Raw genomic sequence first — 22,498 nt, 5'->3', positions numbered from 1 at the left:
ATATGATAGCATGGTTTGAAATTCCCGTAGCAAATATGGAACGAGCTCAAAAGTTCTATGAATCCATCTTAGATGTTTCCATTACGGTAAATAATTTTGGGGAATTTGTAATGGGATTGTTCCCGGATAAACAAACTATTGGTCAGGCAAACGGGGCTTTGGTACAGCATGAGCAGTATGTGCCTAGTTTAACTGATGGCGTGCTAGTATATTTGGCATGTGAAGATGCTGCAACTGTTTTGGGCAAGGTTGAAAAAGCAGGCGGACAAGTATTACAGCCCAAAACCGAAATAGGCGAAGGACACGGATTTATGGGTCTATTAAAAGACACGGAAGGAAATAAAATTGCCGTACATTCAAATTCCTAGTAAGTGACCCTTAGTTTTTTAGCTCCAGTAAGGCAACTTCAGAATCGTTATCTAAAACAACTTTAGAATTTTCTACTGTAACTTCGGTATTAGAGTAGCGGTCATATAGCTTTGTGCCATCGCCAAAAGTACCTTTTACTAAAATTGTCTTTTTCCCTTTTGGAAGGTCTAAACCAATAACCACCTTATCAACATATTCATCTTTAGCGAAATACCTGCTAAAAACGTATGGGGATTTTGAGATTCTTTTGTGAGTACCTGCGCCTATTGCTGGGTGGTCATTTCTAAAAGTTCCAAGTTTTTGCCAATAGGTAAGCGTTTCCTTTACTTTGGGTATACTGTCTAATTCTTCCCAATTCATGAAAGAGCGTAATGTTGCATCACCTTCTGTGCCTTCAATGATTAAACTACGGGCAGTTTCATCGCCATAATAGATTTGTGATGCACCAGGAGTAAGTAACAGTACATTAGCAGCCCTTTTTGGGTTGGCTCTTTCTTGGTCAAATGGCTGACCGTCGTCATGAGAGGTAAGGTAATTTAATACACTTTTGTCTTTAAACTTAGTATGTAGTAGTTTGCTATATTTTGTGAAAATAGTTTCATAATCTTTTTTAGCATCGATCTTTAGTTCAAAGTTGATAAGACTTTTGAAGCCGTTATCAAAGTAGTTTACTTTTTTGTCGCCAAGGTCAAATTCCTGTCCGCCAGAAATCCCATAATTATAAACTTCGCCAACCATATAAAAAGGGTTGTTGTCCAAAACCTTGTCTTTATTCTTCTTTTTCCAAAGTTCAAATGCCAGTGAAGCTTCTTTGTACAGCTCTGCCCATGAGTTTTCATTAGCGTGCTTTACGGTGTCTACTCTAAAACCGTCTACACCGTATTTATTAACGTAATCGGTAAGCCATTTAATAATATAAAAACGAGGAGCTCTAGGGTAATCAGTCCGGTCAAAAAATAATTCAAGTTCATCTAGCTCTTCGCTTAATCTACCTTCAGATTTCCATTTGGCAAGTAAGGCATCCGGTAAATTTACGGCAGCATCAGATTCGGTCCGTATATCTGGTAAGTTTGCTACCAATGTGCAGGCTGTAGTATTTTCATAAGTAGTGAATTCACAAGTAGGAGAGGTGCGTACCCATTCATCTGGCCAAACGGGATCTTCTTCAGTAACAGGACCAGTGTGATTCAAAACAACATCCAATAAAATTCTGATTCCGTTTTCGTGAGCTGTTTTTATTAGTGTGTCTAAATCTTTGTTAGTTCCAAAATTGGGATCTAGGGCTGTCCAATCTTTTGCCCAATAGCCATGATACCCATAAGTGTTTCCAGTGCCTTCATCAGTCGCGCCATGAATTTGTTCTACTACGGGAGTAAACCAAATAGCATTAACACCAAGATTTGTGAAATATCCCTCTTTGATTTTATTGGTAATCCCTTGAATATCTCCACCTAAAAAACCTCTTAGTTTTCCGGTTTCTTCATCACGTTCAAAATTTAAATCGTTTGCTGTATTTGCATTATTGAAACGGTCTGTAAGAAGAAAGTAAACGGTAGCGGCTTCCCATTGAAAATTGGGATTTTTTTTGGGGACTTCAACGGAATCTTTAGCTACGGCAATTGTTTCTGATTTTTCCTTGCTCTTGGGTTGGCAAGAAACCAATGCTATAAAAAATAGCCCTAGTAAGAATACGTTTTTCATTTCCCTATTATTTGCAATAAAGCTATAACAAGGAATTCACTTTAAAAAATATTATTTCTTTCTATTGAGAACTTTGTATTCCTCATAGCAACTACTTATAGCGTCAAGTATCTGAAGATCATTGGCTGTAGTGATAAAAGATTTAGAATAATTACAGTTATTTAGTATATCTTGAATATCTACTTTTTCCAATTGAAGGAACTCGGTAAGTGTTTCTCTGTCAAATTTAGAGGCGAGAAGGTTTCTAATGTCTTCATCTTCCCTCATTTGTCTCAGTTTACGCATTTGAGCAGGTTTTTTTCCAAAGAGATTTCGCAATAAATCCGCCGGGTTTAGTATGGCCCCCAAAACCTTTGTAACTGCACTTGGGTTTTTATTACCACCTTCATAGCTCACTCCTAAGCCAGAAATGCTATACTGATAAGCATTATTTATAGGCAAGTTCTTAACATCAATTTCAAGATACCCGGTAAGCTGATATGGTCTAACAATAACCTCTTCAAGAGCATAAGCAAGCTCTGTCAATGCTATTTCGGTATTTTCAAATTTGAACATATCATTCGTTACCCTGATTTTTTGAGACTTAAAGCCCAAAAAGGAAAAATATAACGTATCGTTTACTGCTGCTGTAATTGAAAATTCACCTTTCTCGTTGGTAATTGTTCCAAAAACTTGGTTAAGATTTACAACGTGAACACTCTCTAGTGGTTCGTTAGATTGTGCGTTTATAACAACGGCATTAAGACGTTGACCTTCTTCGGTTTCTTGTGAGAACCCTACAAAAGATAACATTATAAATGTGAGCGATAATAAGTATTTCATTGTACTAACTGCGTAATTAGGTTGCAAACAAAACAAAAAAAATACGCCGAAGCGTATTTTTAATATACAATTAACTAAAAGAAATCTCCCTTTCTTTTGTTGCTACGTCTTTTTCCGGAGTTAGGACTGCTAGATTCGCTGCGGTCACGTCTTCTTCCTTTAGACTCGCCGCCACCATCTCTTCTGCCTCTTCCGCCACGGTCGTCATCTCTTCTGCCGCCACTTCTTTTTCCTCTAAAGCCACCGCCACCGCCGCTTCTTCGTCGGTTACCGCCACCACCAGGGTTTTTAGAAACTTCAACGTTTACGAATCTACCGTCAACTTTAAAGTCCGTGAATTTATCTAGAATTTTTTGAGTTACTTCAGCCTCTGTATTAAAGAAAGAAAAACTCTCTTTTACGTCAACTTTGAAAACATCTTCTTGACCCAGGCCTACAGTATCTCTAATGAAGTCTTTTAAGGACATCCAATCATAACCATCTCTTTCACCAACATTAACAAAGTAACGAACAGCACCGCTAGTAGGTATTTCTGCTCTACCATTGTCACGGTCTCTACCGTTATCTGAAGAATTTAAGTCTTTAGATTTGTTGTAATAGTTGAAGAATCTTGTAAACTCAACAGAAACTATTTTTTTAATCAGTTCTTCACGATCAATACCTTCTAAGACATCATTGATTGCAGGTAGGTAGGCATCAACATCATCGTTAATTTTTGTATCCTTGATCTTATTTGCTAAATGATATAATTGAATCTCGCAGATTTCCATTCCCGTAGGAATCTTTTTAACTAGAAATTTCTGATTGATTTTATTCTCAATTGCTCTGATCTTACGTTGCTCGCTACGTGTAACGATAACCATAGAGATACCAGATTTACCAGCTCTACCGGTTCTACCACTACGGTGAGTGTATGTTTCAATCTCATCTGGTAATTGATAGTTTATAACGTGTGTAATATCATCAACATCAATACCACGTGCGGCAACATCAGTTGCAACAAGCATTTGAATCTGCTTTTTACGGAAAGAGTTCATTACCAAATCTCTTTGGTTTTGACTTAAATCTCCGTGTAATGCACCGGCATTGTAACCGTCTTCTATTAATTTTTCAGCAACTTTTTGAGTATCGCGTTTTGTTCTACAGAAAATTACAGAAAAAATATCTGGGTTGGTATCTGCCAATCTTTTTAATGCAGGGTAACGATCTCTACCACCAACAACATAATATTCATGTTGTACAGTAGATGCACCAGAATTTTTAGCTCCCACTGTAATTTCTTGCGGCGAGTGCATAAATTTCTTTGCAATGGTAGCAACCTCTCTAGGCATTGTTGCAGAGAACAACCATGTAGATTTATCATTAGGTGTGCCAGAAAGAATTTCTTTAATATCTTCCATAAAGCCCATGTTAAGCATTTCATCTGCCTCATCAAGAACACAATAGTCGATTTTAGAGATATCAACAAGACGTCTGCTGATCATATCTTTCATTCTACCTGGGGTAGCTACAATAATTTGAGCACCTCTTTTAATTTGTCTTGCTTGTTCTGTAATACTTGCACCACCATAAATGGCAACTACATTGACATTACGTTCGTATTTAGAATACGCTTGCATTTCTTTGGTGATCTGTAAGCAAAGCTCACGAGTAGGGGATAGTATTAAACCTTGTGTGGTTCTACTATTACTATCAATTTTTTGAATTAATGGAAAACCAAATGCTGCGGTTTTTCCCGTTCCTGTTTGCGCTAGCGCAACTAGATCGGTTTCACTTTCCAATAAAATTGGGATTGCTTTTTCTTGTACTTCTGATGGGGTTTCAAAACCCATATCAGTAATAGCATCTAATAAGGACTTTTCTAGTCCCAGTGCTTCAAACTTTGTCATAAATATGTTATACTAAATCGCAAATATGAATGTTGCATAGAGCGATTATCGTATATAACCTATTTAGACTCAGGGCAACACATGCTATACCAGCGGCGTTAATTAAGCTGCAAAGGTACTGCTAATAATTGAATCAGTATAATTTAATTGAAAAGTAATCTTATGACGGGGCCAGTGTATAGCCATATATAGAAAGAAAAGTACCTGTAATGCCAAAAATGATCATTAAGACTATAAGTCCCTTTTGTAATACAGGGCTGTCGTATATGATAATACATACGGCACCAAGAACGATGCAGATTTGATAAAACAGTAGTGCGTAGTCAAATTTTTTAGTGGCGTAATCATAGGTTTGTGTCAATTTTTCCCATTGTTTTACTCCGGTAATCTTCCCCATTTTGCCTTCTATATCTTGTACCCAGTTTTCTTCGCCTACTTCAGAAGATCCTAATAAAATTTCTGTTTTCTCAGATTCATATTTAGATATCTTTTTTTCAACATTGACCATTTTAAGTTCAATTGCGGCAATTTTGTCACCAGTGACAATACCACTTTCAATTAAAGCCTTTAGATAGTCAAGTTCACTTTCCTTAAGACTTTCTTTTATACTTTTAGATTGGTACCAACTAGAATAGCTTACAACATTGTTGTGCGCGATCATCATTTCTTCTTCTAGCTCTCCATTTACCATTTGTGATATTGCCATAAGAGCGGCAAATAGTGCTATAAGTACACCGCCAATTGCTTCTGCTCGTTCAGACGCAACCGATACTTCTACCGTTTCGTTATTTTTTTTACCCTGTAACATGAATACTGTTTAAATATGCAATCAGTTTTTTAAATGCTTGTGCCCTATGGCTTATTTCATTTTTAATGGATAACGGTAATTCTGCAAATGTTGCTGAATAGCCGTTTGGTTGAAAAATGGGGTCATATCCAAAACCGTTTTCACCTCTTCTGGTTTCTGTTATTATACCCTCTATTTTACCCTCAAATATATGTGTTTTACCATTTAGGTTTAATGCAATTACGGTTTTGAAGTGAGCGGACCTATCTTTTTTACCATTTAGATTAGTCAACAGCTTGTCCATATTGGCATTAGAATCATTGGTGGGGCCTGCATAACGTGCAGAGTACACGCCAGGTTCTCCGTTAAGCGATTTCACTAGAAGTCCTGTGTCATCTGCAAAACAAGATAGTTCATAGTTATTGGTTACAAAATCCGCTTTAAGTTTGGCGTTGCCCTCAAGGGTTGTTGCGGTTTCCGGTATATCGGTAGTACAACCTATAGTTTCTAAATTTATGAGTTCTATTTGGGAAGGGACCAAAGGTTGAACTTCTTTTAATTTGTTGGGATTGTGAGTAGCAAAAACTAGCTTCATGGGAACAATTTGGAATCTGGTTTGTGAATTTACAGCAGCAAAAGTAGTAATTTTATAAAATGGAGTTAAAAGTACCACCTGCTTTAGTTTTTTTATGTTTTGGATTAATGATGTATTTGTTGGCAAAATTTTTACCGATTGGTTATTTCGATTTTTTTGGTAGGTTATTACTAACAAAGATTTTAATTGGTTTGGGAATAGTAATCGCACTTTTTGCTTTAGTTCAATTTAGAAAGGCAAGTACAACCATAGATCCAACAAAACCAGATAAAGCATCTAACTTAGTGGTTAACGGCATCTTTAAATTTTCTAGAAATCCTATGTATTTAGCGCTACTTCTTTTGTTATTAGCTTTAGGAGTATTTTTGGGTAATGCTTTTAATACCTTGATAGCTGCGGGGTTTGTAAGCTATATGAATCGTTTTCAGATTATACCGGAAGAACGAATTCTATTAGATAAATTTGGGCGTTCCTTCAAAGATTATTGTATATTAACCAGGCGCTGGTTTTAATTTAAGTTTTGTTGGTTCACATTATCGACTACGCTTATAATTATAAATATTATCTATTTTGCTTATAATTTAATATATTAGCGTTTTAACTAATAATCATGATAGCTATAATCACCGGAGATATAATTAATTCTGAAAATCATCCTAGTGCTCAATGGATGGATTTACTAAAAAATTATTTCAAACAATTTGGAGCATCGCCAATGAATTGGGAGATTTATCGTGGTGATGAATTTCAGTTAAAGGTTACGGAAAAAAATGCCTTATTCACAGCTATTCGTATAAAAGCAATGCTAAAAACAATTAAAGGCCTAGATGTAAGAATGGGTATAGGTATAGGTTTGGAGACCTATATTGGCACTGGTGTAACAGAATCTAACGGACCTGCATATCAGCGTTCTGGGCGTAATTTTGAAACACTTAAAGAAAGTAAAGTCAACCTAAGTATTGCAACCGGAGAAAAGGAACATGACCGTACATTAAATTTAATGTTACGATTAGCTTTGGATTTTATGGATGATTGGAGCGTTGTTTCTGCAGAAATTGTAACATTGTCGTTAGACTATCCTCATTATTCACAAAAAGAAATTGCACAACAGTTGGGAATTAAACAGTCTGCTGTAAGTCAGCGTTTAAAAAGAGCAAGATTAGATTTGGTTTTAGATGTATTGTCATATTATAAAGAATTAATTACCGGTAAATAAATATGTTGATTTTCATAAAACTAGTATTGGCTCATTTAATTGGAGACTTTGTTTTACAGCCTACAAGATGGGTACTTCACAAACAATCAAATAAGATAAAATCTAAATTTCTATATCTGCATGTACTATTGCATTTTACTTTATATATACTTCTTTTATGGGACTTATCACTTTGGAAAATAGCATTGACCGTTACCGTAGCACATTTTGGTATAGATGTGCTAAAACTGTATGCCAATGAATGGTTCAAGAGCAAAAGTGTTCCGTTTTTTATAGATCAAGTATTACATATTCTTGTAATTTATTGTTGTGCTTTTTATACCGATTTATATGCTCATACTTTATCGCTATTCGAAAATTTAGATTGGTATTTAGTTACGGCAATTGTATTTGTAACCTATCCGGCAGCAATTATAATGGGTATGATTTTAGAAGGAATGTCTAATCAGATCGAAACAGATCACAAATCGCTCCCCAATGCCGGTAAGTATATTGGTATAATAGAACGTTTATTTGTTTTAATTTTCATAGTGCTTGGTAGGTGGGAAGTTATCGGTTTATTGATAGCTGCAAAATCAGTTTTTAGATTCAATGACCTAAAAGAACGCAATAATAGAAAGCTGACAGAGTACATTTTAATAGGAACTTTAGTGAGTTTTGGTTTAGCTATATTGGCTGGTCTTCTGTATATATCTTAAATAAGAAATAATGTCCACAAGATATTTTTTACTCTGTTTTTTACTGATAATCTTCTCTCAAGCAATTAACTCTCAATCAAACAAATTTAAATCATTTGATAGTGTACAAATTGTCTATACAGATGAAGGTAAAGGTGAGGTGGTATTATTGTTACACGGATTTATAAACTCTAGAGAATCTTGGGAAAAAACAGCTCTAAAAAAAGATTTGATTGATGCCGGTTACCGAGTAATCATTCCTGATTTACGTGGTAATGGAGATTCTGATAAGCCGCAAAGCGAAGAAGCATATCAAAACAATGCCGAAGTGAAAGATTTGATCCTGCTGATGAATCATCTAAATATTGATAAGTATAAGGCTGTAGGTTATTCTAGAGGAAGTATTGTTTTGGCAAAATTACTTACAGAAGACTATGATATAGAGAAAGCGGTTTTAGGTGGTATGGGTATAGATTTTACAAATGCCGATTGGGATCGAAGAATTATGTTTGCAAAAGCTTTTAATGGTGATGTAAATGAAATAACCAAAGGTGCTGTAGACTATGCTAAATCTATTAATGCAGATTTACAATCGTTGCACTTACAGCAAAAGTACCAACCGGTAACAGCAATAAGTGAGCTAAATGAAATTGAAATTGATGTATTGGTTATTTGTGGAGATGATGATAATGATAATGGAAACGCACATGAATTAAGTAATGCCTTTAGAAACGGTAGCTTAAAAAGAGTGCCCGGTGATCATAATGGTACATATAAAACAAAAGAATTCTCATTATCGGTTCTTCAATTTTTGGACTAAAAGTTTGTCATTTTGTCAATTTACATCATAACATAACCTTTTTGTTTTATTTACAAGATATCATTTATCAGGATAAATTAAATTTTTACTTTTGTTACTTATTTTAATAACAAAAATTCTTATCCACCCAAAAGAGAATAATGGTAGAAGTTAGTAGAAAATACGTTTTTGATTTTGACAGTACGTTGACTAGGGTAGAGGCATTAGATGTTCTTGCCGAAATGACTTTAGAAGGAAAATCCAACAAAGACGAAGTTATTAAAGAAATACAGAAAATTACCAATTTAGGTATAGACGGTGATATTTCGTTTACCGAGTCTTTGGAACGTCGAATTAAGTTATTACATGCTAAAAAAGAAGATTTAGACGATTTGGTAGAAAATCTTAGAAACAAAATTTCTAAGTCAATCGCCGCTAATAAAGAGTTTTTTGAAAAGTATGCGGATGATATTTATGTAATATCTTGCGGTTTTAAAGAGTTTATTGATCCTATTGTAAAAGAATACAATATACCATCTGATCGAGTGTATGCAAATACTTTTAAATTCGACCAAGACGGAAATATCATCGGTTTTGATGAAAAGAATGTACTATCTCAGCATAACGGCAAGATCGATTGCCTAAAGCAGATGGATTTGGACGGTGAAGTTCAAGTAATAGGAGATGGTTACAGTGATTACGTAATGCGCGAAGCAGGTATTGCAGATAAGTTTTTTGCATATACCGAAAACGTACATAGAGAAAAAGCCGCTAACAATGCGGATTATGTTACACCAAGTTTAGATGAATTTTTATTTGTGAACAAGTTGCCAAGAAATATCTCGTACCCAAAGAATAGAATTAAGGTTCTATTATTAGAAAACGTGCACACCGCTGCATTTGATAATTTATCAGAAGACGGTTTCTCCGTTGAATTGATTAAACATAGTTTATCTGAAGAAGAGCTGTTAGAAAAAATTAAGGGCGTTCACGTTCTTGGTATTCGTTCTAAAACACAGGTTACACAAACGGTTTTAGACGCTGCCGATAAATTATTGGTAGTCGGTGCCTTCTGTATAGGTACCACTCAAATAGATTTAGAGACTGCTAAGAAAAAAGGTGTAGTAGTTTTCAATGCTCCTTATAGTAATACCAGATCTGTAGTAGAATTGGCTATAGGTGAAATTATTATGTTAATGCGTAGTGTATTTGATCGTAGTAGGGAAATTCATGAAGGGCAATGGCAAAAAACTGCGGCAGGATCAAGAGAAGTTCGTGGTAAGAACTTGGGTATTATTGGTTATGGTAACATTGGTAAGCAATTATCAGTTTTAGCAGAAGCTATGGGTATGCGTGTGTATTACTATGATGTAGATGATAAATTGGCTTTAGGTAATGCCGTTAAATGTAATTCGTTAGAAGATTTATTAAATGTATCCGATGTCGTTACGTTGCACATAGATGATAATAAGGCAAACAAAAATTTCATTGGCGAGCGTGAAATAAAGCAAATGAAAAAAGGTGCCATGTTAATTAATCTTTCAAGAGGTTTCGTTGTAGATATCGATGCCTTGGCAGATGGTTTAAAAGATGGTCATATAGGTGGTGCAGCGGTAGATGTTTATCCAGATGAGCCAAGAAGTAATGGTGAGTTTCAAACAAAATTACAAGGTTTTCCTAATGTGATTCTTACACCGCATGTTGGTGGTAGCACAGAAGAAGCACAGCGTGATATTGCTGATTTTGTTCCTAATAAAATAATGGATTACATTAACTCAGGTAACACGGTAGATGCGGTTAATTTCCCGAATATTCGTTTGCCAAAACAAAATAAATCTCACAGATTCTTACATATCCATAAGAATGTACCGGGTATTATGGCTAAAATAAACAAGGTTTTGGCAGAGTATGAGTTAAACATCTCAAGTCAATACCTTTCTACGGATAGTGAAGTGGGTTATGTAATTACGGATTTAGATAAAGAATATAATAAAGATGTAATCAAGGCTTTAAGAAAAGTGGAGAATACTATTAAGTTCAGAGTATTGTACTAGTTTTCTTTTTATAAATATGATTTAGTATCCAAAAAAAATATTTCTAAAGTGCAAGTTGAGAAACTTGCACTTTTTTTGTTCAATTTTTTGTTAGTTGTTACAACATTTCTAATTCTTAGAGGTTATGATAATAATACAATTATTGTTTGTAGGAAATATCTTTAAGTATGTGGAAAAAGATTTTATCAAAATTAAAATCTGGTAAAAGTTTCAATAACTATTATCTATTGGTTTTTACTGTAATTGTATTAACGATAGTTATACAGTCTATAATACAGTATTCTCTAGCTAGACAACAGCAAGATGCTTTAAGGATAAATGTAGCAGGTAGACAAAGAATGTTGTCACAGTCAATTGTTAAGAGTGTTTATGAATGTAGATTTAGTACTTGTGATTATGGACAGCTACGTCTAGCGATGACAAAATTTTCTAATGCGAATAGAGCATTACAAAAAGGCAATAATGCAACGGGTATTCCAAAATTGGATAATGATGAAATTCAAAAAAACTTTGATAAGTTACAACCGCATCTAAACTTTATTCTAGAATCAACAAATGACTTCAATAAATTAGAATTGGTTGATTTGGAAAGGTTGTCTGCTGAAGCAGATAAATTTCTTATAATCATGGATACCATTGTAGGTCAATTTCAAAAAGCTTCAGAGGAAGATATTAGTACATTGATGATTATAGAACTGGAACTGGCCGTTTTTTCTTTATTGATTTTAATATTGGAGATATTCTTTTTTATCAATCCATCCATCAAGAAAATTACCATTCAAAATCAGAAATTAAAAGAAATTGCGTGGCACCAAACACATGCTTTCAATGGGCACATGAAAAATATTAAGAATTACAATCACGTGCTTAAAATTGAAAAGAATGTGGAGCATAAAGAAGAGCTTATCTCTTTTCTAATGGAAGAACTTACAGATTTAGAGGGAGTTTCTGAGAATATGGTGAAATCTCTTGAAAAGCAAGCCTAAGCAGGAATAATGCGCATTAAGGATCCTATTGATGGTGGTAGGGTTCATTTTTTAAAATGGTATACGCCCTGTAAATTTGCTCAGTTATAAATAAGCGAACCATTTGGTGAGAAAAGGTCATTTGAGATAAACTTATTTTTCCAGAGGCTTTCGCATATATTTCGTTACTGAAACCATAGGGACCTCCAATTAAAAATACCACTTGCTTAATGCCAGAATTCATCTTCTTTTGTAAAAAGGTGGAAAATTCAACAGAAGTATATTGTTTTCCTTTTTCATCAAAGAGAATTAAAACATCTGTAGCAGATAGTCTTTTAAGAATAAGCTCGCCTTCTTTATTTTTCTGTTGATCTTCCGAAAGGTTTTTTGTCTTTTTTAAATCAGGTATCAATTCAATTTCAAAATTGATATAATGTTGTAATCTCTTTTGATATACTTCAATGAGCTCTTGTAATTGAGAACTATCGGTTTTGCCAATGGCTAAAAGTTTTATAGTCATATGCCAAAAGTAAATCAATTTCGCAAATGGATTTGTAAATTAGCAATACAATAGATTTAATACATATGATTTCAGAAGAACAATTTAAAGAAGAAATAAAATTAATCATAGCAAATGCCATTAGAGAAGATGTAGGTGATGGTGATCACAGTTCATTGGCGTGTATACCGGATACAGCAACAGGTAAAGCTAAGTTGTTGGTAAAAGATGAAGGTATAATTGCTGGGGTAGACTTTGCTGAACTTGTATTTTATTTTGTTGACCCTAATTTAAAGATAGAGAAATTGATAGAAGATGGTACACCGGTAACTCACGGTGATATCGTGTTTTATGTGGAAGGTAGTTCTCAAAGTATATTAAAAGCAGAACGTTTGGTGTTAAACGCCATGCAGAGAATGAGCGCGATTGCAACGAAAACAAATATGTTCGTTAATCTTTTAAAAGGTACAGGTACAAAGATTCTGGATACTAGAAAAACTACACCAGGTATACGTGCGCTAGAGAAGTGGGCGGTTAAAATTGGAGGTGGCGAAAATCATAGGTTTGCGTTGTATGATATGATCATGTTGAAAGATAATCATATTGATTTTGCAGGCGGAATTACCAAAGCAATCAATAAGACAAAGAACTATCTAAAAGAAACGGGTCGTGATTTAAAGATTATCGTTGAAGCTAGGAACTTAGATGAGATCAAAGAAATTTTAGAGTCAGAGGGCGTATATAGAATATTGATTGATAACTTCAATTATGAAGATACGCGTACGGCGGTAAATTTAATAGGCAATATCTGTTTTACTGAATCTTCTGGAGGTATCAATGAAAAGACGATACGCGAGTATGCAGAATGTGGTGTAGATTATATTTCTTCAGGTGCATTAACACATTCGGTTTATAATTTGGATTTGAGTTTAAAAGCTGTTTAATGTCTTTAGAGGTCGAAGAAAAGCTAGAGAAAATACCTATTGTAAATTGGTTCGTCAGGTTTTTAAAACAAATCAGGCTACCCGGTTTTGAGGGGCTTTCTGTTTATGACCTTATTGAGATGTATGTGGTTGGTATATTAAGGGGTACATTGTCTACGCGTGCAAGTGCTATTGCTTTTAGTTTATTTATGGCGCTGTTTCCATTGATCATTTTTATGGTAACGTTAGTTCCCTTCTTGGTATCATATATTAGTATTGAGCATGGCGATTTTGATGTGCAGTTCCAGTTGTTTTTAGAGTCCTTTTTACCGAGTGCTACAGGTGACTATTTTGGTGAAGTATTTACACAGATAAAAGATCAGAAGCGGGGTGGCTTGCTGTCATCGGCATTTTTATTGTCTATATTTTTAATTGCGAACGGGGTTAACTCTATATTCGGAGGTTTTGAAACGTCGTATCATATAGATTTAACGCGCCATTTTTTTAGACAGTACCTGTATGCTTTGATGGTGGGTTTAATTTTAGCCATTCTAATTATAGTAGGTTTTGTAGCGTATATATACTTTGAATTTTATGTGCTAGGATATTTATCTGAGTTTGCTGCCAAGCGAGGTGGTTATATATTAGGCGAAGACGAAGTAGTTGGTGTACAAATAGCAAAAGTATTGTTCTTTATAATTCTGTCTTATTTTACAACTGCTATACTTTATTATTTTGGAACTAGTGAAGGTAAGCAGGCTAAGTTTTTTTCTTTTGGTGCTTTAATGACAACGGTATTGTTTTTGTTGACCTCATATCTATTCGGTATTTATGTTGAAAAGTTCGCTAGATACAATGAATTATATGGGGCATTAGGAGGATTATTGATTTTAATGGTCTACATATGGTTAAATTCTAATATATTGCTACTTGGGTTTGAGCTGAACGCATCTCTCAATACACTACGAAAAATCACTAAAAAGAATGATAAATAAAACAATACAACTAAGTATTCTCTTTACATTATTTATTTCAATGAGCATTTCTGCACAGTCAGTTTTTGGCACGTGGAAAACTATTGATGACCGCACCGGTCTGCCTAAAGGCGTTATTGAAATCTATAAAAAAGATGGATTAATGTATGGCAAGGTTGTTAAGATTTTGGAAGAAGGGCAAGAAGATAGAATATGTGATAAATGTGACGGAGACTTAAAAGATAAACCTGTTACCGGTATGGAAATTATTACCGGTGGTGAGTTACACAATGATGGGGAATGGAAAGGAAAGCGTTTATTTGACCCAGAACAAGCAATGACTTTTCGTTTTAAGATATGGTTGAACCCAGATAATCCAGATGAGTTGAAAGTCCGTGGTTATTTGGCATTTATCTATAGAACCCAAACATGGCTACGGGTGGAAGGATAACTATGGCGAACTTTATTAATGTAATATTACCCATTCCTCTAGAAAAAAGTTTTACATATAGTGTAACTGCTGAGGAGGCGGCATTACTGCAACCGGGAATGCGTGTAGCAGTGCCTTTTGGTAAATCAAAAATATATACCGGTGTGGTTCAAAGTATTCATCAGAATCCGCCAGAAGTCTATGAGGCAAAGGAAATTCACCAATTATTAGACGATTACCCAATTGTAAACCCAACTCAATTAAAACATTGGGAATGGATAGCGTCTTATTACATGTGTACGTTAGGCGAAGTGGTACGCAGTGCACTTCCTAGTGCATTTTTATTGGAGAGCGAAACATTGGTACTTCGAAATACAGAATATGAAATAGACGAAACCAATCTTTTAGATGATGAGTTTTTGGTGTTCGAAGCTTTACAACATCAAACTATATTGAAAGTTCAAGAAGTTTCCGCTATAATAGAACGTAAAAATGTGCTACCAATTCTTCAGCGATTATTGGAGAAGAAAGTAATCGTTTTAAAAGAAGAGGTGTATGAGCAATACAAGCCAAAGTTGGTTAGGTATGTAAAATTAGGTGCAGAGCATACATCTGACGAAAAACTAGAAGAACTTTTAAAAACATTGACCAGGGCGCCAAAGCAAAGTCAAGTTGTACTTTCTTTATTTCAGTTACAGGGTAGAAGTCAGCATCCAATCAAGGTTACTGAACTTGAAGCATCTAGCAACACCTCTAAATCAGTGATAAAATCATTGATAGATAAGGGTATTTTAGAAGAATATTACATAAAAACCGATCGGGTAAATTATGACGGTGAAGCAGATAATTCTGAAACTAAAGAATTAAATGAATACCAACAGGCTGCGCTGATAGATATTAAATCTTCATTCAAAACTGGGAAAGTTACCTTGTTAAAAGGAGTGACATCTTCTGGTAAGACCGAAGTTTATGTAAAGCTGATAGAAGAATGTTTGGAAAAAGGTTTGCAGGCTTTATATCTCTTGCCTGAAATTGCTTTGACCACACAGTTGATTAGTAGACTGCAAGAGTATTTTGGTGAAAAAATCGCTATTTACCATTCTAAGTATAATGTACAAGAACGTGTAGAAGTTTGGCAAAATGTTTTGCAAGCAAAACCTAAGGCCCAATTAGTTATTGGGGCTAGATCGGCAATGTACTTGCCATTTAGTAAGTTGGGGTTGGTCATTGTAGATGAAGAGCATGAAAGTTCTTTTAAGCAATTTGATCCAGCTCCAAGATACCATGCAAGAGATGCGGCAATAGTTTTAGGGCTTCTACATAAAGCAAATATTCTGCTGGGTTCTGCAACACCAAGTGTAGAGAGCTACCACAATGCGCAGACAGGTAAATACGGCTATGCAGAAATAACCAGGCGTTATGGTAATGTGCTCATGCCAGAGATGGAATTGGTTGATATTAAAGAAGCATCGAGAAAAAGGAAAATGAAAGGTCATTTCTCTGAGCGTCTTTTTATGGAAATGGAAGAGACCTTGCAAGAAGGTGCACAAATCATACTTTTTCAGAATAGAAGGGGTTTTGCACCATTGATGGAGTGTTTAACCTGTGGTCATACGCCGCAATGCCCAAATTGTGATGTTAGTTTAACCTATCATCAATATAGAAAACAATTACGTTGCCATTACTGTGGACATCATACGGCATTGCCAGAAATTTGTTTTGCTTGTGGTAGTCCAGATTTGGATACCAAAGGTTTTGGTACCGAACAAATAGAAAAAGAAGTATCTGGATTATTTCCCGAAGCTAAAGTAGGTCGAATGGATTTGGATACTACGCGAGGAAAACACGGTTACGAAAAGATCATTACCGCTTTTGAACAGCAAGAATTGGATATTTTGGTAGGTACCCAAATGGTAACTAAAGGGCTTGATTTTAGAAACGTGAATTTGGTGGGTGTAATGAATGCCGATTCACTTTTGAATTTCCCAGATTACCGTGCTCATGAAAGAACCTATCAATTGTTGACGCAAGTATCGGGTAGGGCAGGTCGTACTAAGAAAAGAGGTCGTGTAATTATTCAGACCTATAATCCGTATCACCAAATATTAAAACAGGTAACCACCGGTGATTATGAGGGTATGTATACAGAACAATTATATGAAAGGGAGCAGTTTAAATATCCTCCGGTAAATAGAATTATCAAAGTTACATTTAAACATAAAAATTACAATATTCTAAATGAAGCTGCAGATTGGTTTGCAGGTGCATTACGTACTAATTTTGGAGGTACCGTACTAGGACCGGAATATCCGCCGGTAGCAAGAATTAGAAATCAATATTTGAAACATATTGTAATTAAAGTTCAAAAAGCACATTCACTTGCACAAACAAAAGCGAATATTAGACGAATAGAAAAATCGTTTAAAGCCGTGGCAATGTATAGAAGTGTAAGGGTCATATATAATGTAGACCATATATAAACTAAAAAAGACCGCTAATTAGCGGTCTTTTTTGAAAGTAAAATTATACCATATATTATACGTTACTTAGCGCTTCGGCTAGTTCTGTCTTTTTATTTCTACTTAGAGGTATTGATCTACCGCTAACTTCAACATTCTTACTGTTGAATTTTTCAACCTTTTCTAGGTTAATGATATATGATTTGTGAATTCTTAAAAACTTATCTTCTGGCAATTGCTTTTCAAAAGATTTCATTGTTGATAAGATTACGATATTAGCTTCGTCAGTTACTAATTTTATATAGTCACCAAGTGCTTCTATCCACTTAATATCATTCAAGATAACCTTTCTTTTCTTTAGGTTACTCTTTACAAAAATATGCTCTTCGTCTTCATTGACTCTGTGCAGTTGTTCGTAATTTGCTACAGCTCTTTTAACAGATGCGTCAAAACGTGCCATGGTAATCGGTTTATGTAAATAATCCGTTACATCATAGTCAAATGCTTTAAGTGCATAATCTGGTTTACCGGTAATCAAAATTACCTGAGGACTGTTTTCTAGGGACTCCAGTAGGTCGAATCCTGTAATGATTGGCATTTCAACATCAAGAAAAATAAGATCTATCTCATGGTTCTTGATTCCGTTTTTAGCCTCGATAGCATTACTGTATTCAGCTACCATAGTCAAATTCGGATGATTGTTTACCAACTTGGCAACGGCCATCCTTTGCATGGATGAGTCGTCAACGATGATACTTCTTAACTTCATAAGGGTTGATTTGTGGGGTTAAATCATCGACAAAGAACCGAAAAAACATGCTGAACTGCAACAAAAGATGTGAACAATGCGCTGTTGATCGTGTATTTGGTAATGATATAATATTTAAGATTTGGATTAATTTTATATGTTGTTACCATTCAATAACGAAGAATATTCATATTTCTTATAATTATTTTAAAAAAATATCTATTTTTGCACTCCTTAAAAACAAATATAATATGAACCATTACGAAACTGTTTTCATTTTGAATCCCGTTCTATCTGATGTTCAGATAGAGGAAACAGTTAAGAAATTCGAAGATTTCTTAATTAACAATGGCGCCAAAATGGTAGCTAAAGAGAATTGGGGGCTAAAGAAGTTAGCTTATCCTATTCAAAACAAAAAAAGTGGATTTTACCACTTGTTTGAATTTACTAACTCTGGTGAGGTAGTTACACCTTACGAACAAGAGTTTAGAAGAGATGAACGTGTTATGCGTTTCTTGACCGTTAAATTGGACAAGCACGCAATTGCATGGGCAGAAAAAAGAAGAACAAGAAACAAAACCGCTAAAGCTTAAGTATTATGGCAACATTACAACAACAGGCAAAAGGAAAGAAAGATGGAGAGATCAGATATCTTACTCCATTAAACATTGAGACCAACACTAAGAAGAAGTATTGTCGTTTTAAAAAATCTGGTATTAAGTACGTAGATTATAAAGATGCTGATTTTTTATTGAAGTTGGTAAACGAGCAAGGTAAATTGTTACCTAGAAGACTTACAGGAACTTCATTGAAGTATCAAAGAAAAGTGGCACAAGCCGTAAAGAGAGCTCGTCATTTGGCGTTAATGCCATATGTTGCTGATTTATTAAAATAATAAGAAAAGAATCATGGAGCTTATATTAAAAGAAGACGTACAAAATTTAGGTTTTAAAGACGACGTAGTAAATGTTAAGAACGGTTACGGAAGAAATTTCCTTATACCTCAAGGCTTAGCTACTATGGCTACTGTTTCTGCTAAAAAAGTTTTAGCTGAGAACTTAAAGCAAAGAGCACATAAAGATAAAAAAGTTGTTGATGCTGCTAAGAAAGTAGAAGAAGCATTAAAAGCTTTAGAATTAAAAATCACTGCTAAGACTGGTGCAGCCGATAAATTATTCGGTTCTGTTACTAATGGTGATTTAGCTGATGCAATTGAAAAAGAAGGTCATTCAATTGACAAAAAATTCATTAGCATTCAAGGTGGTGCAGTTAAAAGAACTGGACCTTACAATGCACAAATTAGATTACACCGTGAGGTGATTGTTGATTTTGGTTTCGAAGTAGTTGCGGAACAGAAATAATTAACTATCTAAGTTGATAAATTTAAAAGAGCTATGCGTGCATAGCTCTTTTTTTATTGGTATTTTTGTTAAAGAACTCATAAATAACTCAAAACCAATTAAAATGAAAAACAGCTTGCTTTTTCAATTGTTGTTGCTACTTTTTGTAAGTGCAACCTATGGTCAGGTTACTACCTCTAATATTAGAGGTTTAGTGATGGATGATCAAGACCAACCACTATTTGGCGCTAATATTGTCGCTATTCACACCCCAACAGGTACTAAGTATGGATCAATTACCAATGAAGATGGTAGGTTTAACCTTTTAAACCTTCGTGTTGGTGGTCCTTACACGGTTGAAATTTCTTATGTAGGTTTTAAGCCTTATTTACTTACTGACGTAGATTTATCATTAGGTCAAACATTTAATGTAGATATTAAATTGGCAAGTGAAAGTCAGGCATTAGACGAAGTTACGGTTGTTTCTGATCGCTCAGGTACTTTTAGTAGCGATAGAACAGGTGCGGAAACTAGTGTAGGTCGAAGAGAATTAACTCGTTTACCAACTATTTCTCGTTCAGCACAAGATTTTACACGTCTAGAGCCTACCGCTAGTGGAAATTCTTTTGGAGGTAGAAATGACCAGTTCAACAACTTTTCATTGGATGGAGCAATTTTCAACAACCCATTCGGTTTAGATGCTGCTACACCAGGTGGTCAAACAGACTCGCAACCAATATCTTTAGATGCAATTGAGCAAATTCAAGTATCTACGGCACCATATGATGTAACTCAATCAGGATTTACAGGAGCTTCTGTAAATGCGGTTACAAAGAGTGGTACTAATGAATTTCATGGTACGGTTTATGGCTTTTTCAGAAATGAGGATATGACTGGTGGTAAAATTAAAGGCGATGACATCGTTAAGCCTAAACTTGATCAAAGTCAGTACGGAGTTAGTATTGGAGGACCAATTGTAAAAAACAAATTATTCTTTTTCGCCAACTTTGAAAGAGATGAACGTACAGATTTAGGTACTAACGGATGGGTGCCAAATACAGGTTCTGGTGCAATTAACGAATCTAGAGTATTGGAAAGTGACTTAATTAATGTACAAAATCAGTTATTGGCGGTGGGTTATGATCCAGGTGCTTACGAAGGTTTTACACATGATGCAGAATCTACAAAAGGTCTTTTTAAGCTAGATTGGAATATTAATGATAACAACCGTTTGGCTGTTATTTATAACTTTTTGAAATCTTCAAAAGAGAAACCTGCACACCCAACGGCAATACAATTTAGAGGTCCTAATGCAAACACATTACAGTTTCAGAATTCAGGATATGAAATAAATAATGACCTAAAGTCTATTCAAGTTGAATTGAACTCGACATTATCGGAAACGGCTTCGAACAAGTTACAAGTAGGATATACCCACTTTGACGATTATAGAAATCCGTTTTCTACTCCGGCACCTTCTATAAACATAACAAAAGATGGTTCTAACTATATTATTGCCGGTCATGAGCCATTTTCCGCAAATAACAGATTAGATCAAAAAGTATTGCAGATTACAAACAACTTAAATTTTTATAAAGGAGATCATACGTATACAGTTGGTTTTTCTTTGGAGAAATTTATGTTCGATAATTCATTTAACCTAACCGCTTATGGTTTTGATTTATTTGGTGGTGTAGATATTGCAGATTTTGATGCAACTACCTATGATTTTGCTGGTCCACAAGCAACATTTAATGCAAATAATGCAGTTCCAGATGGAGAAGGTTGGGCATTGGCAGAGACTAACGTGGGTCAATTAGCTTTTTATGTTCAAGATGAATGGAATGTAAATGAGAAATTCAAATTAACATATGGTGTTCGTTTTGATAAGCCTTTGTTCTTTGATTCTGCAGAGAAAGCACAAGATGTTATTGATAGAGGTTTTGTTATAGCTGATCAGCCATACCAAAATCCTAATACAGGTGAAACTGTATTTATAGATAACACGCAAATGCCTTCTAACGATTGGTTGATTTCACCAAGAGTTGGTTTTAACTATGATGTTTATGATGATAAATCATTACAATTGCGTGGTGGTTCTGGTTTGTTCACCGGTCGTTTCCCATTCGTATGGTTAGGAAATCAGATTTCTTCTCCAGACGTATTTTTCTTGCAGGCTGTTGACCCAGATTATAAGTTTCCACAAGTATGGAGGACAAATTTAGGTGCAGATAAGCGTTTGGATAATGGTATGGTGCTTACTGCAGATGTATCATATACAAAAGATATCAATGGTCCTCATGTACAAAACTGGGCATTGACTTCACCATCAGGTAATTTATCTGGTGTAGATACAAGAGCAACATATACTGAAGGAGATTTATTAAACAGCTTTGGTTTAGGGGCTGGTCCTTACGTTTTTACAAACTCTAATAAAGGAAGAATTTGGAATGCATCTTTAAAAGCTCAGAAAAACTTCAGCAATGGTTTGTATGCTATGATGGCGTATAGTTATTTAGATGCTAAAGATGTGAATTCAATTGAAGCAGAGATAACATCAGATGCTTTTGCAGGTAACCCAATTATCAATGATGCCAATGCAGATGTACTAGCGCCATCAAAATATGGAGATAAGCATAGGTTCATTGGTGTAGCTAGTAAAAACTGGCAATACGGTAAATGGGCTACTACACTTTCTACGTTTTTTGAATATGCTCAAGGTGGTAGATTCAACTATACTTATGGTGGTGATATTAATGGTGACGGTTCTGGTATCAATGACCTAATTTATGTGCCTACATCTGCAGAAATAGGACAAATGCAATTTTCTGGTGCCGGTCAAGGAACAGCTTTTGATGCATATATTGCTCAAGATGATTACTTAGGTGGTCGCAGAGGTCAATATGCAGAGCGTTACGGAGCTTTAGCGCCATGGAGAGGGCGTTGGGACGTTAAGTTCTTACAAGATTATAAAATCAATGTATCTGAAGGCAAAACCAATACCATTCAATTTAGTGTAGATGTGTTGAACATAGGTAACTTGATCAGTTCTGATTGGGGCTTGGTACAACAGCCTAACGCAGTACAACCTATTGGTGTATCTGTAGATTCGGATACAAACGTACCTACGTATACGTTTAGTTCTGATTTAACAGAAACTTTTGGGTACGATGCTAGTTTATTATCTAGATGGCAAGCACAAGTAGGATTGAGATATATCTTCTAAGTTTTTAAAATTAAGTTGTAAAAGC

Annotated in this window: 22 protein-coding genes; 15 read left to right on the top strand and 7 right to left on the bottom strand. The window is 35.0% G+C overall.

Annotation, left to right across the window (positions count from 1 at the left end):
• Positions 1 to 2: 2 nt before the first annotated feature.
• Positions 3 to 368, top strand: a complete 366-nt coding sequence (locus UH1x_RS00230; RefSeq protein ID WP_482624166.1) for a VOC family protein — start codon at positions 3 to 5, stop codon at positions 366 to 368.
• Between the two features lie 10 nt (positions 369 to 378).
• Here UH1x_RS00230 and UH1x_RS00225 read toward each other — a convergent pair whose 3' ends face one another.
• The 5 genes from UH1x_RS00225 to UH1x_RS00205 all read right to left on the bottom strand — a co-directional run bounded on the left by UH1x_RS00225 (position 379) and on the right by UH1x_RS00205 (position 6,163).
• A complete protein-coding gene (locus UH1x_RS00225; protein ID WP_482624165.1) occupies positions 379 to 2,070 on the bottom strand; it encodes an alpha-amylase family glycosyl hydrolase in 1,692 nt (563 codons plus the stop codon).
• Between the two features lie 51 nt (positions 2,071 to 2,121).
• Complete coding sequence (locus UH1x_RS00220) at positions 2,122 to 2,892, bottom strand: carboxypeptidase-like regulatory domain-containing protein (RefSeq protein WP_482624163.1); 771 nt, start codon at positions 2,890 to 2,892, stop codon at positions 2,122 to 2,124.
• A gap of 74 nt (positions 2,893 to 2,966) precedes the next feature.
• On the bottom strand, positions 2,967 to 4,781 hold the full coding sequence (locus UH1x_RS00215; protein WP_396634218.1) for a DEAD/DEAH box helicase: 1,815 nt from the start codon (positions 4,779 to 4,781) through the stop codon (positions 2,967 to 2,969).
• A 160-nt stretch (positions 4,782 to 4,941) separates the two neighbouring features.
• Positions 4,942 to 5,589, bottom strand: a complete 648-nt coding sequence (locus UH1x_RS00210; RefSeq protein WP_482624162.1) for a DUF4337 domain-containing protein — start codon at positions 5,587 to 5,589, stop codon at positions 4,942 to 4,944.
• Positions 5,576 to 6,163 carry a non-canonical purine NTP diphosphatase gene (locus UH1x_RS00205; protein ID WP_482624160.1) on the bottom strand — a complete coding sequence of 196 codons (588 nt, stop codon included), beginning with the start codon at positions 6,161 to 6,163 and terminating at the stop codon, positions 5,576 to 5,578. The genes UH1x_RS00210 and UH1x_RS00205 overlap by 14 nt, the downstream gene beginning before the upstream one ends.
• A 59-nt stretch (positions 6,164 to 6,222) precedes the next feature.
• Here UH1x_RS00205 and UH1x_RS00200 point away from each other — a divergent pair, with 59 nt between their 5' ends.
• The 6 genes from UH1x_RS00200 to UH1x_RS00175 all read left to right on the top strand — a co-directional run bounded on the left by UH1x_RS00200 (position 6,223) and on the right by UH1x_RS00175 (position 11,895).
• Complete coding sequence (locus UH1x_RS00200; protein ID WP_405414282.1) at positions 6,223 to 6,675, top strand: methyltransferase family protein; 453 nt, start codon at positions 6,223 to 6,225, stop codon at positions 6,673 to 6,675.
• A gap of 98 nt (positions 6,676 to 6,773) precedes the next feature.
• Positions 6,774 to 7,379 carry a SatD family protein gene (locus tag UH1x_RS00195; RefSeq protein ID WP_405414283.1) on the top strand — a complete coding sequence of 202 codons (606 nt, stop codon included), beginning with the start codon at positions 6,774 to 6,776 and terminating at the stop codon, positions 7,377 to 7,379.
• A 2-nt stretch (positions 7,380 to 7,381) separates the two neighbouring features.
• A complete protein-coding gene (locus tag UH1x_RS00190) occupies positions 7,382 to 8,077 on the top strand; it encodes a DUF3307 domain-containing protein (RefSeq protein WP_482624158.1) in 696 nt (231 codons plus the stop codon).
• 10 nt (positions 8,078 to 8,087) lie between these two features.
• A complete protein-coding gene (locus UH1x_RS00185; RefSeq protein WP_482624157.1) occupies positions 8,088 to 8,876 on the top strand; it encodes an alpha/beta fold hydrolase in 789 nt (262 codons plus the stop codon).
• A 140-nt stretch (positions 8,877 to 9,016) separates the two neighbouring features.
• Entirely contained in the window at positions 9,017 to 10,909 is a 1,893-nt protein-coding gene (gene serA, locus UH1x_RS00180; protein ID WP_482624155.1) for a phosphoglycerate dehydrogenase, read from the top strand.
• A 167-nt stretch (positions 10,910 to 11,076) separates the two neighbouring features.
• Entirely contained in the window at positions 11,077 to 11,895 is an 819-nt protein-coding gene (locus tag UH1x_RS00175; protein WP_482624153.1) for a type IV pili methyl-accepting chemotaxis transducer N-terminal domain-containing protein, read from the top strand.
• 25 nt (positions 11,896 to 11,920) lie between these two features.
• Here UH1x_RS00175 and rlmH read toward each other — a convergent pair whose 3' ends face one another.
• Complete coding sequence (gene rlmH, locus UH1x_RS00170; RefSeq protein WP_482624151.1) at positions 11,921 to 12,394, bottom strand: 23S rRNA (pseudouridine(1915)-N(3))-methyltransferase RlmH; 474 nt, start codon at positions 12,392 to 12,394, stop codon at positions 11,921 to 11,923.
• Positions 12,395 to 12,459: 65 nt separating this feature from the next.
• On the opposite strand from rlmH, the gene nadC reads away from it, so the two are divergent.
• The 4 genes from nadC to priA are packed head-to-tail and all read left to right on the top strand — an operon-like array spanning position 12,460 to position 17,180.
• Positions 12,460 to 13,317 carry a carboxylating nicotinate-nucleotide diphosphorylase gene (gene nadC, locus UH1x_RS00165; RefSeq protein WP_482624150.1) on the top strand — a complete coding sequence of 286 codons (858 nt, stop codon included), beginning with the start codon at positions 12,460 to 12,462 and terminating at the stop codon, positions 13,315 to 13,317.
• Complete coding sequence (locus UH1x_RS00160; protein ID WP_482624148.1) at positions 13,317 to 14,291, top strand: YihY/virulence factor BrkB family protein; 975 nt, start codon at positions 13,317 to 13,319, stop codon at positions 14,289 to 14,291. Before nadC ends, UH1x_RS00160 begins: the two co-directional genes overlap by 1 nt.
• Positions 14,281 to 14,721 carry a DUF2147 domain-containing protein gene (locus UH1x_RS00155; RefSeq protein ID WP_482624146.1) on the top strand — a complete coding sequence of 147 codons (441 nt, stop codon included), beginning with the start codon at positions 14,281 to 14,283 and terminating at the stop codon, positions 14,719 to 14,721. Before UH1x_RS00160 ends, UH1x_RS00155 begins: the two co-directional genes overlap by 11 nt.
• A 2-nt stretch (positions 14,722 to 14,723) precedes the next feature.
• Entirely contained in the window at positions 14,724 to 17,180 is a 2,457-nt protein-coding gene (gene priA / locus UH1x_RS00150) for a replication restart helicase PriA (RefSeq protein WP_482624144.1), read from the top strand.
• A gap of 55 nt (positions 17,181 to 17,235) precedes the next feature.
• On the opposite strand, the gene UH1x_RS00145 is transcribed toward priA, so the two are convergent.
• Positions 17,236 to 17,928: a LytR/AlgR family response regulator transcription factor gene (locus UH1x_RS00145; RefSeq protein ID WP_027067302.1), complete on the bottom strand. Its 693-nt coding sequence runs from the start codon at positions 17,926 to 17,928 to the stop codon at positions 17,236 to 17,238.
• Between the two features lie 230 nt (positions 17,929 to 18,158).
• On the opposite strand from UH1x_RS00145, the gene rpsF reads away from it, so the two are divergent.
• The 4 genes from rpsF to UH1x_RS00125 all read left to right on the top strand — a co-directional run bounded on the left by rpsF (position 18,159) and on the right by UH1x_RS00125 (position 22,473).
• On the top strand, positions 18,159 to 18,500 hold the full coding sequence (gene rpsF / locus UH1x_RS00140) for a 30S ribosomal protein S6 (protein WP_036154980.1): 342 nt from the start codon (positions 18,159 to 18,161) through the stop codon (positions 18,498 to 18,500).
• A gap of 5 nt (positions 18,501 to 18,505) precedes the next feature.
• Entirely contained in the window at positions 18,506 to 18,802 is a 297-nt protein-coding gene (rpsR, locus tag UH1x_RS00135; RefSeq protein WP_027067300.1) for a 30S ribosomal protein S18, read from the top strand.
• A 13-nt stretch (positions 18,803 to 18,815) separates the two neighbouring features.
• Entirely contained in the window at positions 18,816 to 19,268 is a 453-nt protein-coding gene (gene rplI, locus UH1x_RS00130; protein ID WP_036154978.1) for a 50S ribosomal protein L9, read from the top strand.
• 103 nt (positions 19,269 to 19,371) lie between these two features.
• The gene (locus UH1x_RS00125; protein ID WP_482624141.1) at positions 19,372 to 22,473 is read left to right on the top strand and encodes a TonB-dependent receptor; all 3,102 of its coding nucleotides are present in this window, start codon (positions 19,372 to 19,374) and stop codon (positions 22,471 to 22,473) included.
• The last annotated feature ends 25 nt before the right edge of the window (positions 22,474 to 22,498 follow it).

This window comes from Maribacter sp. UH1 (assembly GCF_056839145.1).
Note: the sequence above shows the minus strand (reverse complement) of the source record. Positions and strands in the feature narration are given on the sequence as shown.

Bases quoted from the DNA above. Each gene is read 5' to 3' on its own strand.
- UH1x_RS00205 (WP_482624160.1), bottom strand. From the start codon at position 6,163: ATGAAGCTAGTTTTTGCTACTCACAATCCCAACAAATTAAAAGAAGTT.
- UH1x_RS00230 (WP_482624166.1), top strand. From the start codon at position 3: ATGATAGCATGGTTTGAAATTCCCGTAGCAAATATGGAACGAGCTCAA.
- rpsR (WP_027067300.1), top strand. From the start codon at position 18,506: ATGGCAACATTACAACAACAGGCAAAAGGAAAGAAAGATGGAGAGATC.
- rlmH (WP_482624151.1), bottom strand. From the start codon at position 12,394: ATGACTATAAAACTTTTAGCCATTGGCAAAACCGATAGTTCTCAATTA.
- UH1x_RS00225 (WP_482624165.1), bottom strand. From the start codon at position 2,070: ATGAAAAACGTATTCTTACTAGGGCTATTTTTTATAGCATTGGTTTCT.
- serA (WP_482624155.1), top strand. From the start codon at position 9,017: ATGGTAGAAGTTAGTAGAAAATACGTTTTTGATTTTGACAGTACGTTG.
- UH1x_RS00125 (WP_482624141.1), top strand. From the start codon at position 19,372: ATGAAAAACAGCTTGCTTTTTCAATTGTTGTTGCTACTTTTTGTAAGT.
- rpsF (WP_036154980.1), top strand. From the start codon at position 18,159: ATGAACCATTACGAAACTGTTTTCATTTTGAATCCCGTTCTATCTGAT.
- rplI (WP_036154978.1), top strand. From the start codon at position 18,816: ATGGAGCTTATATTAAAAGAAGACGTACAAAATTTAGGTTTTAAAGAC.
- UH1x_RS00145 (WP_027067302.1), bottom strand. From the start codon at position 17,928: ATGAAGTTAAGAAGTATCATCGTTGACGACTCATCCATGCAAAGGATG.
- priA (WP_482624144.1), top strand. From the start codon at position 14,724: ATGGCGAACTTTATTAATGTAATATTACCCATTCCTCTAGAAAAAAGT.
- UH1x_RS00160 (WP_482624148.1), top strand. From the start codon at position 13,317: ATGTCTTTAGAGGTCGAAGAAAAGCTAGAGAAAATACCTATTGTAAAT.
- UH1x_RS00220 (WP_482624163.1), bottom strand. From the start codon at position 2,892: ATGAAATACTTATTATCGCTCACATTTATAATGTTATCTTTTGTAGGG.
- UH1x_RS00200 (WP_405414282.1), top strand. From the start codon at position 6,223: ATGGAGTTAAAAGTACCACCTGCTTTAGTTTTTTTATGTTTTGGATTA.
- UH1x_RS00175 (WP_482624153.1), top strand. From the start codon at position 11,077: ATGTGGAAAAAGATTTTATCAAAATTAAAATCTGGTAAAAGTTTCAAT.
- nadC (WP_482624150.1), top strand. From the start codon at position 12,460: ATGATTTCAGAAGAACAATTTAAAGAAGAAATAAAATTAATCATAGCA.
- UH1x_RS00210 (WP_482624162.1), bottom strand. From the start codon at position 5,589: ATGTTACAGGGTAAAAAAAATAACGAAACGGTAGAAGTATCGGTTGCG.
- UH1x_RS00155 (WP_482624146.1), top strand. From the start codon at position 14,281: ATGATAAATAAAACAATACAACTAAGTATTCTCTTTACATTATTTATT.
- UH1x_RS00215 (WP_396634218.1), bottom strand. From the start codon at position 4,781: ATGACAAAGTTTGAAGCACTGGGACTAGAAAAGTCCTTATTAGATGCT.
- UH1x_RS00185 (WP_482624157.1), top strand. From the start codon at position 8,088: ATGTCCACAAGATATTTTTTACTCTGTTTTTTACTGATAATCTTCTCT.
- UH1x_RS00190 (WP_482624158.1), top strand. From the start codon at position 7,382: ATGTTGATTTTCATAAAACTAGTATTGGCTCATTTAATTGGAGACTTT.
- UH1x_RS00195 (WP_405414283.1), top strand. From the start codon at position 6,774: ATGATAGCTATAATCACCGGAGATATAATTAATTCTGAAAATCATCCT.